Annotated in this window: 16 protein-coding genes; 7 read left to right on the top strand and 9 right to left on the bottom strand. The window is 70.1% G+C overall.

Going from position 1 to position 13,179, the window contains the following annotated elements:
* Nucleotides 1-6 precede the first annotated feature (6 nt).
* Nucleotides 7-633, top strand: a complete 627-nt coding sequence (locus tag OG407_RS02430; RefSeq protein WP_405854514.1) for an ANTAR domain-containing protein — start codon at nucleotides 7-9, stop codon at nucleotides 631-633.
* A 112-nt stretch (nucleotides 634-745) separates the two neighbouring features.
* Nucleotides 746-1,234 carry a MarR family winged helix-turn-helix transcriptional regulator gene (locus OG407_RS02425; protein ID WP_405854512.1) on the top strand — a complete coding sequence of 163 codons (489 nt, stop codon included), beginning with the start codon at nucleotides 746-748 and terminating at the stop codon, nucleotides 1,232-1,234.
* Here the strand turns inward: OG407_RS02425 and OG407_RS02420 are convergent, their stop codons facing one another.
* Together OG407_RS02420 and OG407_RS02415 are read right to left on the bottom strand one after the other, a co-directional pair.
* The gene (locus OG407_RS02420) at nucleotides 1,235-2,428 is read right to left on the bottom strand and encodes a PP2C family protein-serine/threonine phosphatase (protein WP_405854510.1); all 1,194 of its coding nucleotides are present in this window, start codon (nucleotides 2,426-2,428) and stop codon (nucleotides 1,235-1,237) included.
* A 57-nt stretch (nucleotides 2,429-2,485) separates the two neighbouring features.
* Complete coding sequence (locus OG407_RS02415) at nucleotides 2,486-3,637, bottom strand: PP2C family protein-serine/threonine phosphatase (protein ID WP_405854508.1); 1,152 nt, start codon at nucleotides 3,635-3,637, stop codon at nucleotides 2,486-2,488.
* A gap of 160 nt (nucleotides 3,638-3,797) precedes the next feature.
* Here OG407_RS02415 and OG407_RS02410 point away from each other — a divergent pair, with 160 nt between their 5' ends.
* A complete protein-coding gene (locus OG407_RS02410; protein ID WP_403597492.1) occupies nucleotides 3,798-4,283 on the top strand; it encodes a MarR family transcriptional regulator in 486 nt (161 codons plus the stop codon).
* Between the two features lie 137 nt (nucleotides 4,284-4,420).
* On the opposite strand, the gene OG407_RS02405 is transcribed toward OG407_RS02410, so the two are convergent.
* From OG407_RS02405 to OG407_RS02390, 4 genes are all read right to left on the bottom strand, one after another.
* Complete coding sequence (locus OG407_RS02405; protein WP_405854506.1) at nucleotides 4,421-4,993, bottom strand: Dps family protein; 573 nt, start codon at nucleotides 4,991-4,993, stop codon at nucleotides 4,421-4,423.
* Nucleotides 4,994-5,090: 97 nt separating this feature from the next.
* A complete protein-coding gene (locus tag OG407_RS02400; protein ID WP_405854504.1) occupies nucleotides 5,091-6,893 on the bottom strand; it encodes a thiamine pyrophosphate-requiring protein in 1,803 nt (600 codons plus the stop codon).
* 179 nt (nucleotides 6,894-7,072) lie between these two features.
* Nucleotides 7,073-7,252, bottom strand: coding sequence for a hypothetical protein (locus OG407_RS02395; RefSeq protein ID WP_405854503.1), 180 nt, complete (start codon nucleotides 7,250-7,252; stop codon nucleotides 7,073-7,075).
* Between the two features lie 118 nt (nucleotides 7,253-7,370).
* Nucleotides 7,371-8,198 carry an alpha/beta fold hydrolase gene (locus tag OG407_RS02390; protein WP_405854501.1) on the bottom strand — a complete coding sequence of 276 codons (828 nt, stop codon included), beginning with the start codon at nucleotides 8,196-8,198 and terminating at the stop codon, nucleotides 7,371-7,373.
* 244 nt (nucleotides 8,199-8,442) lie between these two features.
* Here OG407_RS02390 and OG407_RS02385 point away from each other — a divergent pair, with 244 nt between their 5' ends.
* Both OG407_RS02385 and OG407_RS02380 read left to right on the top strand, forming a co-directional pair.
* Nucleotides 8,443-9,339 (top strand): alpha/beta fold hydrolase, encoded by an 897-nt coding sequence (locus OG407_RS02385; RefSeq protein WP_405854499.1) that lies wholly within the window; start codon nucleotides 8,443-8,445, stop codon nucleotides 9,337-9,339.
* 288 nt (nucleotides 9,340-9,627) lie between these two features.
* Entirely contained in the window at nucleotides 9,628-10,371 is a 744-nt protein-coding gene (locus OG407_RS02380; protein ID WP_405854497.1) for a class I SAM-dependent methyltransferase, read from the top strand.
* 30 nt (nucleotides 10,372-10,401) lie between these two features.
* Here OG407_RS02380 and OG407_RS02375 read toward each other — a convergent pair whose 3' ends face one another.
* Nucleotides 10,402-10,881: an ATP-binding protein gene (locus OG407_RS02375; protein WP_405854495.1), complete on the bottom strand. Its 480-nt coding sequence runs from the start codon at nucleotides 10,879-10,881 to the stop codon at nucleotides 10,402-10,404.
* Between the two features lie 182 nt (nucleotides 10,882-11,063).
* Here OG407_RS02375 and OG407_RS02370 point away from each other — a divergent pair, with 182 nt between their 5' ends.
* Together OG407_RS02370 and OG407_RS02365 are read left to right on the top strand one after the other, a co-directional pair.
* The gene (locus tag OG407_RS02370) at nucleotides 11,064-11,426 is read left to right on the top strand and encodes an STAS domain-containing protein (RefSeq protein ID WP_405854493.1); all 363 of its coding nucleotides are present in this window, start codon (nucleotides 11,064-11,066) and stop codon (nucleotides 11,424-11,426) included.
* A 78-nt stretch (nucleotides 11,427-11,504) separates the two neighbouring features.
* Complete coding sequence (locus tag OG407_RS02365; RefSeq protein WP_405854491.1) at nucleotides 11,505-12,293, top strand: maleylpyruvate isomerase family mycothiol-dependent enzyme; 789 nt, start codon at nucleotides 11,505-11,507, stop codon at nucleotides 12,291-12,293.
* Nucleotides 12,294-12,318: 25 nt separating this feature from the next.
* On the opposite strand, the gene OG407_RS02360 is transcribed toward OG407_RS02365, so the two are convergent.
* Both OG407_RS02360 and OG407_RS02355 read right to left on the bottom strand, forming a co-directional pair.
* Nucleotides 12,319-12,741: an SsgA family sporulation/cell division regulator gene (locus OG407_RS02360; protein WP_405854489.1), complete on the bottom strand. Its 423-nt coding sequence runs from the start codon at nucleotides 12,739-12,741 to the stop codon at nucleotides 12,319-12,321.
* Nucleotides 12,738-12,995: a DUF5133 domain-containing protein gene (locus OG407_RS02355; RefSeq protein WP_405854487.1), complete on the bottom strand. Its 258-nt coding sequence runs from the start codon at nucleotides 12,993-12,995 to the stop codon at nucleotides 12,738-12,740. Before OG407_RS02355 ends, OG407_RS02360 begins: the two co-directional genes overlap by 4 nt.
* Between the last annotated feature and the right edge of the window lie 184 nt (nucleotides 12,996-13,179).

Raw genomic sequence — 13,179 nt, 5'->3', positions numbered from 1 at the left:
AGGGCCATGGTGTCGGAGGACGACCGAGCCGACGAGATCACCGGGGTGTTCCTGCACCGGCTGCCGGAGGACACCTGGTGGTGGTCGGACGAGATGTTCCGCCTGCTCGGCTACGAGCCCGACGCCGTCACGCCCACCGCCAAGCTGCTGCGCGGCCACGTCCACAGCGAGGACCACACCGGCCTCGACAGCGCCCTGGAACACGGCAGGGCCACCGGCCTCCCCTTCAGCTGCTATCTCCGCGTGGTCGGCACACCGGACGAGGAACGCAGCGTCGTCCTCGTGGGCGACGGCCGTACCGGCGACGACGGCGAGGTGGTCGTGGTGCGCGGGTTCGCCGTCGACGTGACGAAGTCCGTACGGCAGGAGGCACGGCGTGCCGCCGACTCCGACATCGAGCGTGCCCGCGTCTCGCAGGAGGACGTCGACCTCGCGCGCGGTGTGCTCATGGCGCTCTACGGCATCGACGCGGACGTCGCGATGCGCGTCCTGCGCCGCCACTCCCAGCAGGCCAACGTCAAACTCCGCACGCTTGCCCAGGCCGTGCGCGAGGCCGCGCCCACGGCACCCGGCCGACCCCAGCACGACCTGCACCAGCGGATCTCGGGCGTGCTCTACCCCGACCGCGACTGAGCGGGCGTCCAAGCTCCCGGAAACCGGGCCGCTTGGGGGTGGCAATCTCGGGTAGGCCAACCCCATGAGCGGCGAATCACCACACTGCCGACTTCCCTGAGGTGTCGAACGCGTGGCATCGCACGGGGAGGCGGACCGGAAACCGGCGCAGGCGGACGGCACGGACGCAGTCGCGGGCCGGATCGCCGATGCCGTGGACGGCCTGTCCGAACTCTGGACCACGGTGGCGGCGGAGGCGTCCGTACGGCTCTCCCCGCATCAACTGCGCGCCCTGCACGCCCTGGAGGCCACACCGGGTGCGAACCTGACCATGCTGGCGGAACGGCTCGACGCCGGCCTGCCCACGGTGAGCAGACTGTGCGACCGGCTGGAGGCGGCCGGACTGCTGCTCAGGGAGGCCGCACCGCACAACCGCAGGGAAATACAACTGCGCCTCACCACCCACGGCCGCGAAGTGCTCGCCGAGGTGGCCGACCTCAGGTCCCGGGCGCTGACCGAGGTCGTACGCGGCATGGAACCGGACGATCGCGGGGCCCTGGAGCAGGGCCTTCGGGCATTCGTCGAGGCGCAACGAGACCGGGCGCGCGCCGAGGGCGGATGATCACGGCGTCGCGGGGTCGCGCCCGTTCCAGTCCAGGCAGACCACGGCGGCGTCGGCCGTCAGGTCGGTACTGCCGAAGTGCTCGACCAGGCTCGCCACCACCGAGCGCGCGACCTCCTGCGGAGCCTGTGTCGGCGCCGCGTCGAGCGCCCGGCGCAGGGCGTCCTCGCCGAACAGGGTGCCCTCCGGCGAACGGGCCCCGTGGACGCCGGTGCTCACCGCCACCAGCCGGTCACCGGGCCGTACGGAGAAGATCTGCTCCTCGTATGCCGTCTCCTCGAACATGCCGAGCGGGAGTTGTGCCTCCAGTTCGATCTGCTTCACCGTGTCGCCGCGGCGGCGGTAGAGCCGGGGCGAGCCCGCGTCGACGGCCTGGACGGTGCCCGTCGCGAGGTCGAAGCGGAGCAGCAGGGTCGAGGCGTACACCTTGCCGCCGAACTGGGCGTAGACGGCCTGGTCGGCAAGGCGGGCCTGGTCGGAGAGGCTCACGCCGGCCCGGCGGGCGTTGCGCAGGGCGCCGACCGTGACGCTGGTGAGCAGGGAGGCGTCGATGCCGCGGCCCATGCCGTCGGTGACCGTCACGGTGAGCCGGCTGCCGTCGGTGCTCCAGTCGAAGTTGTCGCCGCCGACGGTGTACGCGGGCTCCAGATGGGCGCCGATCACGAACTCCGGCCGCCCGCAGCCGCGCCCCGGCAGGAGCTGCCACTGCATCTCGGCGGCCAGCGTGAGCCGCCGCGTACGGCGGGCCAGCAGGTACAGGTCGGTGTCGCGCTCCGCCGTCGCGATCTCGTGGCCCAGCGCGGTCGCGAACGCGGCGAGAGCGCGCACCCCGGCGGTGTCGGCACCGGCGGCGGGCAGCCGGGCGGAGAGGACGCCCAGCCGGTCGCCGCGCACGGTGACGGGCACGTGCACGGCCGCCGTCCCGTCCTCGGGCGGTTCGACGACGGGCGTCTGCACGGTGAACGCCCGTGCGGCCGGGCCGTCGTAGGCGGAGAGGGGTTCGCCGGTGCCCGGCAGCGGGGCGACCGGACGCAGCACGCGCAGGCCGTAGTCGGCGAGGAGGAGGGTGACGTCCCGGGCTCCGGCGCGGTCACCGAGCAGGCCGCGGGCCGTCTCCACCAGAGCGTTGGGCGGGGCCGACCGCAACTCGCTCTCCACAGAGGGGAGCGACTCAGAGGTGCTCACGGCGTTCACCCTTCCGGCTCAGTGTCTTCACACTAGCGTCACGCCGGTGGGTGCGGGGTACGACGGTCACCGCCCGCGCCAGTCCAGGCACACCACCAAGGCGTCGTCGTCCGGAGTCGGCGTACCGCGATGGCCGGTCAGCTCGCGCAGCACGGCCCTCGGCACCTCGGCGGCGGGCAGCAGCCTGGTGTGCTGGATCGCCCGCGCCAGCGCCGCGTCCCCGTACGCCTCACCCTTGGGCGAGGCGACGGCGTACACCCCGTCGCTGACGAACAGGAGCCGGTCCCCGGGCTCGATCCGGAAGTCCTGCTCGATGTAGTCGGTCTCCTCGAACATGCCCAGCGGCAACTGCGCGTCGAAGGCGATCCGCTCCACCACCCCGTCGCGCAGTCGCAGCGTCTGCGGCGATCCGGCGTCCACCACCCGCGCCCGCCCGGTGGTGAGGTCGAAGTCGAACATCAACACGGACATGTGGCTACGGCCCTGGTAGTGCGCGTACACGGCCTGGTCCGCGAGGGCCGCCTGGTCGGCGAGGGGGATGCCGGCCCGGCGCGCGTTGCGCAGGGCGTTGACCGCCAGGTTCGTCAGGAGCGATGCCTCTATGCCCTCGCCCATGCCGTTCGACACGTAGAGCGTGAGGTGGTCGGCCGTGGCGGACCAGTCGAAGTTGTCCCCGTGGATGGCGTACGCGGGCTCCAGCTGCGCGCCCAGGTCGAACTCGGAACGGGAGCACGAGCGGCCGGGCAGCAGCTGCCACTGCATCTCCGCCGCCAGCGTGAGCCGGTCCTTGCGCCGGGCCCGCAGATACAGGTCCGTGTCGCGCTCGGCGACCAGCACCTCGTGCCCCAACACCTCGGCCAGCTCGGCCAGTTCGGGCAGGCACTCGCGCGCGTGGTCGCCGCCGGGCAGCGTCACCGAGAGCACGCCGAGACGGTCCCCGCGGACGCTGATCGGAAGATGCACGCGCACACTGCCGTCGCCGAGGTTGCCCTCCACGAACGGTTCCTGGGCGCCGAAGGCGCGGCCCGCCGGGGTGTTGTGCAGGGAGACCGGCGGCAGGGTGTGCGGCAGGTCGGTCACGGGCTGCAGGACGGTCAGGCCGTAGTCGGCCATGAGCAGGTCCACGGAGTCCGCCGCGTAGTGCCGACCCAGCAACTGCCCGACGACGTCGGGCAGTTCGTGGGGAGCCGCCGTGCGCAGCGCCCGCTCGACAGCCATGAATCTGTTCACGATCGTAGGTATGCCAATCTCTCACCCGAGGCACGCGTCGCCCGCTCTGCGGCGGGCCGTACGGCCCCGGCGTCGCGTGTTGTCTCGTCCATCCGTGTCCGTTGCGCGTGCCTAGTAGGCTGGGGTCTGTCCCTGTGCCTGCGAGAGTGTGACCGTGACGTCCTTCCACCCCCGCCCCGAACCCGACGAGGTCGCGCGCGTCACCTCTACGGCCGCGGAACTGCTGGAAGTCCTGTGGGGGCGCGCCTCGACGGCGCCCGCATCCGCCTCGCAGCTGCGGGTCCTGTTCATCCTGGAACACCATGAGGGCATCAACCTGCGCACCCTCGCCGACCACTTGGCCTCGACCCCGCCGTCGACCAGCCGGCTGTGCGACCGACTGCAGGCCGCCGGGTTCGTCGACCGCGAGGTGAGCCCCACGGACCGGCGCGAGGTGCGCCTGTACCTCAGCAGCCTGGGGCGTTCCTTCTTGTCGGATCTGCGGGCCCGGCGCGAGGAGGCGCTCGGGGCGGTGCTGGAACAGATGCCGGCCGCCGGGCGCAGCGCGCTCCTCACCGGCCTTGAGGCGTTCTGTGCGGTGGCGGCGGCGCAGATACACGACCAAGAGGACTCTTCCGGCAGCCGCACCGCCTGACCGGGCCGCCCGGTGCACGGAGTGGCCTCCGCCGACCGGGACATCCCAGATCCTTCCCCCTGCTGCGACGACACCCGCTACTTTCTTGCCTCATGGCCATAGTTGTCAAACGGCAAGTGTCTGGGGTGCCCTCGTCCTCAGCCGAGTTCGGCGCCCTTGGCCGCCGCCTCGGACTCGGAGTGCGCGTCACCGGTGGCGAGCGTGCCGCCCGAGCTCTCCAGGTGCGCCCGCACGAACCACTGGAACTGCTCCAGGTCGCGCAGCTGCCCGATCAGCAGGTCCTCGGTGGCGGGGTCGATGTCGCCCGCCTCCTTGACCCCGGCCCGGACGTCCTCGATCAACCCCGTGTACACGAGGTCGAGCGCGCCGAGGTGGGCGATGGCGTCGGCCCGGCCGATGGAGTAGTCGTCCCAGGTGCGCTCGGCGACCAGCGCGCCCGGGGTGCCCGGCGCGACCCCGCCGAGCGCGGCGATGCGCTCGGCCACGTCGTCGGCCATCTCGCGCACCCGGTCGACCTGCGGGTCGATCATCTCGTGCACGGCGATGAAGTGCGGCCCGACGACGTTCCAGTGCACGTGCTTCAACGTCAGGTGGAGATCGTTCAGTGAGTGGAGCCGCAGCCGCAGCACACCGATCAGCCGGCCCGCGGCCTCGCGCTCGATACCGGGAACGGTGTACTTCGGGGTCAGGTCCTTGATCTCCCTGGTCATGGTTCACCTCAGGTCATTCGGTAGGGCGTGCGGTTCCTTACCTGGTCACGGGTGCCCCGGTCCGGCGAGGTCAGACATCCCCTCCCTGAGCGATACGTCACGATTGGCCCGAGTGCCCTCCGCCGGGCAGGAGATCCTGGATCTTGGCCTTGAACCCCTGCCTGAGCACGGCGGCGCGATCACTGTCGCCCTTGAGGACGGAGGACGCGGCGGCCTCGATCTGCTCCAGGGTGGAGTGCGGCGGGATCGGCGGTACGGCGGGATCGGTCACGAAGTCCAGCACGCACGGCCGGTCGGCGGCCAGCGCGCTCTCCCAGGCACCGGTCACCTCGTCCGGCTTCTCCACCCGGATGCCGGTCAGGCCCAGGGAGCGGGCGAAGTCGGCGTAGGCGACATCCGGGATCGACTGCGAGGGCAGGAACTGCGGGGCGCCTTCCATGGCCCGCATCTCCCACGTCACCTGATTCAGATCCCGGTTGTTGAGCACGGCGACGATCAGCCGCGGATCCGCCCATTCCTGCCAGTACTTGGCGACGGTGATCAGCTCGGCCATGCCGTTCATCTGCATCGCCCCGTCCCCGACGAGCGCGATGGCCGGCCGGTCACCGTGCGCGAACTTCGCACCGATGGCATACGGCACCCCCGCACCCATCGTGGCGAGCGTCCCCGACAGCGAGCCGCGCATCGCACCGCTCAACTTCAGGTGCCGGGCATACCAGTTGGCGGCCGAGCCGGAGTCGGCGGACAGGATCACATCGTCCGGGAGCAGGCCATTGAGCGCGTGCACGACGTACTCCGGGTTGACCGGATCGGCCTCGACGGCGGCCCGCCGCTCCAAGACCTCCCACCAACGGACCACATTGGCCTCGATCTTGACCCGCCACGCCGGATCCTCCATCTGCTCCAGCAACGGCAGCAGTCGGCGCAGCGTCGCGGCGGCGTCACCGACGAGATTCACCTCGAAGGGATAGCGCAGCCCCACCATGTGCGGATCGATGTCGATCTGCACGCCCCGCGCCTTCCCGAACTTCGGCAGGAACTGCGAGTAGGGGAACGACGACCCGATCACCAGCAGCGAGTCGCACTCGCGCATCATCTCGTACGACGGCTGTGTGCCCAACAGGCCGATCGCGCCCGTGACATAGGGCAGGTCGTCGTCCAACGCGTCCTTGCCGAGCAGCGCCTTGGCCACCCCGGCACCGAGCCGGTCGGCGACCGCCATCACCTCCGCACGGGCACCGCGAGCGCCCTGCCCGATCAAGACGGCCGTCTTTCCACCGGAGTTGAGGACATCGGCGGCCCGCCGCAGATCGTCGTCGTCCGGTACCACCGTGGAGTGCGGCATGCCCGGACTGGACGGCACCATCTTGAAGGCGTGCTCGGGCGGGGCATAGGGGAGGTCCTGGACGTCGGCCGGAATGATCACGGCGGTCACCGTGCGGCGCGCCATGGCGGTGCGCAGCGCCCGGTCGAGGACGTTCGGCAACTGCTCCGGGACGGTGACCATCTCGCAGAAGTCGGAGGCGACATCCTTGTAGAGGCTCAGCAGATCGACCTCCTGCTGGTAACTGCCGCCCATGGCACTGCGGTTGGTCTGCCCGACGATCGCGACGACGGGCACGTGGTCGAGCTTCGCGTCGTAGAGGCCGTTGAGGAGATGAATGGCGCCGGGCCCCGAAGTGGCCACGCAGACACCGACCTTGCCGGAGAACTTGGCGTAGCCGACGGCCTCGAACGCGGCCATCTCCTCGTGCCGTGCCTGGACGAAACGGGGGTTGTCGTCCGCGCGGCCCCAGGCGGCGAGGAGTCCGTTGATGCCGTCGCCCGGGTAGGCGAAGACGTGGGTGACGTCCCACTCGCGCAATCGCTGGAGGAGGTGGTCGGAGACCTTGGTGGACATGGGCGGGGTCCTTCCGGTGGGGGTGTCCGTCCGGTGCGGCCTACGGGTGCCCCGGATCGGTGCGGACCTACGGGTACCCCGGAAGTCGGCTTCCCTCGCCGCCTTCACTTCCTCGGCATGCCGCGGGCCGGAAGCCATCGGCCTCCGGCCCGTTGCCCGGCCCCTGTTCCTCCGGCTCGTCAGTCGTCGCCTCTGACGATGTTGCCCTCGGTGAGTGTCTGCGGAGGCGGTGTCACGCTGTTGTCGTCGACGGGCGGGATGCAGGTGCGTACGGCCTTCCCGCTACGGCGGCGGGCCTTCGCCCAACCGGTCTCGGGCGGCAGATGCCGGTCTTCCTTCTTGACGGTGCGCGCGGTCACAGCGCTTCAACTTCTCTCTCTGCGTCAGAAATGTTCGGTCCTGGAGCTAACCGTTCGGGTCCCCGCCGCGCACGGACTCAAACGCCGACGGACAGGCTCGGCCTCCGGACCGCGGCGATCAACTCCGGGCGAACTCAAGGAGATCCGCGTTGAATCGCTCGGCGAATTTCGGCACCATCGCCAGGCCGTGCGGGGCGCCCGGGTAGACCTTGTAGATGGCGTCCTTGACGAGCTTCGACGATTTGTCGCCGGAGGCCACGATGGGAACGATCTGGTCGTCGTCGCCGTGCACGATCAATGTCGGGACGTCTATCTTCTTGAGGTCTTCGGTGAGGTCGGTCTCGGAGAATGCCTTGACGCAGTCATAAGCGCCCTTGATTCCCACGGTCATGCTCCAGAGCCAGAACTCGTCCCGGGTTCCCTGGGTGACGGTCGAGTCGTCCCGGTTGGCGCCGTAGAACGGGGCACTGAGATCCTTGTAGAACTGCGAACGGTCCGCCTCCACACCGTTACGGATCTCGTCGAAGACCTCGATCGGCAGCCCCTCCGGATTCGCGTCCGTCTTGAGCATGAGCGGCGGGATCGCCCCGACCAGGACGGCCTTGGCGACCCGGCCGGAACCGTGCCGGCCGATGTAGCGGGTGACCTCACCGCCGCCGGTCGAGTGCCCGACCAGGATCACGTCACGGAGATCCAGGGCTTCGATGACCGACGCGAGATCGTCGGCGTACGTGTCGAGGTTGTTGCCGTCCCAGGGCTGACCGGAACGCCCGCCTCCACGCCGGTCGTGCGCTACGGCCCGGAAACCGTTGTCGGCCATCAACTTCAGCTGGGGATCCCACGCGTCGGCGGTCAGCGGCCAGCCGTGGGAGAAGACGACGGGCTGCCCCGCTCCCCAGTCCTTGTAGAAGATCTGTGTGCCGTCCGAGCTGGTGGCGAAGGGCATGGCGTGTTCCTCCCGAAATGATCGAACTGTTCGAGTACGTCATACGGAGATTCGGCGACGGCAAAGGGTCAGCGGCGAGAGGCGACCGGAATGAGCACGTCGACCACAACACTCTAGGCGAGGCGAGGAACTTCCGCGTGTCGAGCGAATTCCTGGCCGCTTCCACCGTAACCCGGGGATGGAGCGAAAAACGTCAGACCGCAGTTCGATCTTTCGCACCCGTGCGATGGCTACCGTTTCGGCCATGCCAGAACTGACAGCACGGAACGTCGGCCCGTCCGGAATCGAGATCGCCCACGAACGTTTCGGTGACCCCGAGGCACCGCCGGTCCTGCTGATCATGGGGGCGGGCGCCCAGATGATCAATTGGCCGGAGGGATTCTGCCGGGCGCTGGTCGACCGGGGTCTGCACGTGATCCGGTTCGACACCCGCGACGCCGGCCGCTCGACCCACTTCCCCGACGCACCCGTACCGGACTTCCCGGCGGCCCTGGCCGGCGACCTCTCCACGGCGTCCTACACACTCTCCGACCTGGCGGCCGACACCGTGGGCCTGCTCGACGCGCTCGGCCTGACCGGGGCACATCTCGTCGGCTCCTCGATGGGCGGGATGATCGCCCAGATGATCGCGATCGAGCACCCGGAGCGGACCCGCTCGCTCACCTCGATGATGTCCACGACCGGCGAGCCCGGCGTCGGTGAGGCCGACTTCTCCGTGTTCGCCGAACTGGGAGCACCGCCGCAGGACCGGGATGCCTTCGTCGAGTGGCAGGTGCGTGCCCTGCGGCTCGCCGCGTCACCGGGCTTCCCGTTCGACGCTACCGCCGCGGCCGAGCGGGCCGGCCGTGTCTTCGACCGGGGCTACGACGCCCTCGGTATCCAGCGCCAGGGCCTCGCGGTGGTGGCCACGGGCGACCGCACCGAGCGGTTGAGGTCGCTGCGCGTGCCCACACTGGTCGTGCACGGCGCCGACGACATCGTGTGCGACGTCAGCGGCGGTCGCGCCACGGCCGCCGCCGTTCCGGGCGCCGACCTGCTGATCGTGGAGGGAATGGGCCACGGCCTTCCGCAGGAACTGTGGCTCGAACTCGCCGACCGCATCGGCGAGTTCATCCACCACGTCGAGACGGTGACAGCCTGACCGCTGGCGCAGGCCCCCCAACCCCGGCCCGCGTCGCCGCTGCCCACTGCTCGGCCCGGACGGTTCCCTCCTGGATGTCCTGCTGGGGGAGTTGAAGGCCGAGTGAGACCTCCAGGGCTTGTACCCGATCGATTCGAGCGTGCCCCGGCCGTCGTCGATGCCCCGCGAAACGGACTGACCGAGCAATACCCGTCCGCCGACGCGCAGTTGTGACCAGGCACTGGTGTTGGCCGGCGAGGCGGGGAAATTCGTTGGACAACTCACCGGCAGTCAGTGAACGTTGACGGAATGCGACAGGAGACGCTTTGGGGTGCTGACGTTGCCCAGCGGTATGACACGCCCGGCACCGGCATGTTCGCCCCCGACACGCTGCGGCCGACCGTGGACCGCCTCGCGCAACTCGCGCGGGACGGGGCCGCGTTGGAGTTCGCCATCGGGACCGGGCGGGTCGCCGTGCCGCTCGCCGAGCGCGGAGTCCCTGTCGCCGGGATCGAGTTGTCGGAGCCGATGGTGGAGCAACTGCGCACCAAGGCCGACGAAGCGACGATCCCCGTGATCATCGGGGACATGGCGACCACCGTCGCGCCCGGGACGTACAGCCTGGTCTATCTCGTCTACAACACGATCTCGAACCTGCTCACCCAGGCCGAGCAGGTCGAGTGTTTCCGTAACGCCGCCCGGCACCTCACGCCTGGCGGACGGTTCGTGATCGAGCTCTGGGTGCCGGAGTTGCGCAAACTTCCACCGGGGCAGACGGCCACTGTCTGGCGGACCGACTCCGACTACATCGGCCTGGACACGTACGACACCCTGCGTCAGCACGTCGTATCGCACCACTTCCGGTTCGACGAGACGGAGCAGGCGCAGCTGGAGCGCAGCCCACACCGGTACATCTGGCCGGCCGAACTCGACCTCATGGCCCAGCTGGCCGGGTTCGAGCTGGAGAGCAGGCACGGGGACTGGTCCGGGGCCGAGTTCACCGCCGAGTCGCGTTCCCATGTCTCCGTCTATCGAGTCCCGCCGACGTCGTAGCCGCCTCAACTCGGCCGTGCGATACGGCACTTACGGCGCCTGTGTCCCACCTGCTACGCCGTCCGGGGCGTCCGTCAAGGGGATGCGGGCGGTGATGCGTTTGCCGACGGGTTCGCGCTGCGCCTCGAAGCCTCGCGCCACCGCCCGTACGATCTCCAGCCCGTGCTGCCCCACCCGTTGGGCGTCGGCCGCACGGGCGACCGGGAGCACCGGGTCGGAGTCCCACACCTCCACCTCGACCAGGGCATCGACGATCCGCAGATCCATCAGCACCGGGCCGGGCGCGTACTTACGGGCGTTGGTGACCAACTCGCTGACGACCAACTGCGTGAGGTCCATGGCACGGTCCGACACCGGCAGTCCGTATTCGGCCTGGGCCCGCGCGAGGAACATCGCGGCCAGCCGGCGGGCCTCGGCGATGCACGAGCCGTCCCCGTCCAACGCCACGGTGGACCGCAGGGCCCGGGCCTGCGGCGCTGTGTCGTCGTCCTCCGATGAATCTGGTTCCATCCGGATCGTTTCACCGCCTTCCGCGTGCCCGGCGCATACCCCGTGAAGCAACGCGCACTCCGTCAATCTCCGTCGGTCCATCGGACAGCTCCACCGGACACAAGCATCAACCGTACGATGCGGGGCAGCACTTCGGGGGAAATCCTGATCCGTAGCGCTCGCCGACTTGTGTATGAGGACAGATGGTGGACACCGAACACGCGGGGCAGCCGGGGCCGTTGTCGGTCAGGACCGACGTCGTCGACGGCACCTTGGTCGTGGCTGTTGCCGGAGAGATCGACCAGCAGACGGGCGGCACACTGAGGGAGGCGCTGACCCTGCCGGAGGGCGCCGCACCGCGCGTTGTCATCGACCTGCGCCACGTCACGTTCATGGACTCCAGCGGCATCAACATCCTCATCGCCGTGCACACCGCCCTCGCCGAAGCGGGCGGCTGGCTGCGGCTGGCCGGGGCCGCCCCGCCCGTGTTGCGCATCATCCAACTCGTCGGCATCGACGGATTCATCGAGTGCCGTCCGACGGTCCAACAGGCCCTCGACGGCTGACCGTTGGGGAGCGTTGCGCGTCGGGGCGGTCGTGAAATCCGCTGGCTGGGTGTTCAAGCGTGGTGATAGACAGGCCGCGTGACAGAGATCCTGGAGTTCCCCGTCCTGCTGCGGCTGATCGACGAACGGTCGGTCGCGTTCCGGGCCGCGGTCGCCTCCGCGCCGAGCCTCGACGCGCCGGTGCCGACCTGCCCGGAGTGGACGGTGCGCGACCTCGTGCAGCACCTCGGCGGGGTGCAGCGCAGCTGGGCCGGAATCGTCACCGCGGGACCCGCCGACGCCCGACCCGACGTGACCCTCTCGGAGGCGCCGCGGGAGCGTGCGGACCTTCTGACCTGGTCGGCGGAGTCCACGGATCAACTCCTGCGCGCACTAAGGGAGTTCGGCCCGGATCGTGGCTGCTGGACATGGTGGGCCGGATCGCAGTCTCCGCAGACCTCCGGCGCCGTGGCCCGGCACCAGGTCCAGGAGGCCATGGTGCACGCCTACGACGCCCAGATCACCGTAGGAGACCCGCAGCCGCTGCCGGGCGAGGCGGCACTCGACGGTGTCGACGAGTTCCTGTCCACCTGCTGCGCCGGGACGGACCCCTGGCCGCACGAGCCCGCCGCCGTCGAGTACCACGCCACCGAGGGCCGTTCCTGGCGCCTCTCGCTTGCCGCCGACGGCGCACGAGTCACCGAACTCCTCGCGCCCGCCACCGGCACCGGTACCGGCACCGGCAAAGACGCGGTCGGCGCCACCCTCCAGGGCACCGCCGGTGAGCTGGTCCTGGTCCTGTACGACCGCATCCCGGTGAACTCCCTGAAGGTGGACGGCGATCCACGCCTCTTCGACCTGCTCCTGGCCTGGGACCCGAGCGCGTAGGACGCGCCGACGCGAGCCGCCTCCGCTACGCCCCGCTCGTGATCGCGGCCAGTTCCAGGTCGAGTGCCGGGGCGATGCCGCTGACGTCGCCACCGACTCTTCTCCGCACCTTCCGTACGAAGTCCGCGGCCTTCTCCGCGGGCAGCCACACGCGTGCGACGGACGGTGACACGAGGGCCACCTCGACGCCCGCGATCGGCCCCGGCGCGGGTCGTACGGTGATGTCCCCGTCGCCCGCCGGGAACATCAGGCCCAGCGCGAGCAGTTCCCAGGCGAAGGTCCAGGTGACCTCCATACCGTCGGGTCCGAGCAACACCAGGCGCACCGCCAGGCAGTCGTCCGGCCGGTACACCAACTCCGCGGCGACGATGGCCCCTTCGTCGTCCGCGAGCACCACGAGCCCGGTCGTGCCGACCCTCGGTGGAACGTCGCCCGAGCGCTCCGTCACGACACAAACTCCCGTTCGCCGGGCGCGGTTTCGCCCGGGGAGTCGGTGAACGTCTGCCGCCGGTGGGAGGGGTTGGGGGAGTGCAGCAGGCGTACGGCTGCCATGGCCTCCTCCGCCGTGCGGGTGCCGGTCAGCACGCACAGGGTGTAGGCGGCGTTCTGCAGGGGCACGGCGACGGCCATGTCCCCGTCGGCCGCGAGCGTCAGGTAGCGGTCGACCGCCTGTTGCAGTACCGCCGGGTTCGGCACGATCACGTCAGGCCTCCACGTTCTCGGCGGAACCCGGGCTCGTCGACACGCGGTCGCGGCTGGAGGGAAGGGGCACGATGACACTCCTCGCACGGGAAGAAGGGTGCCTGCTGGCCGAAGCACTGGACTGCGCTCGCTTGTGCCCCGTCCGCAGGGCCCGAAACAGGTCCGGCGTACGGTCCGGCACGGT

This window comes from Streptomyces sp. NBC_01515, assembly GCF_045040345.1.
GTDB lineage: Bacteria > Actinomycetota > Actinomycetes > Streptomycetales > Streptomycetaceae > Streptomyces.
This window is presented reverse-complemented; position numbering and strand designations above follow the sequence as displayed.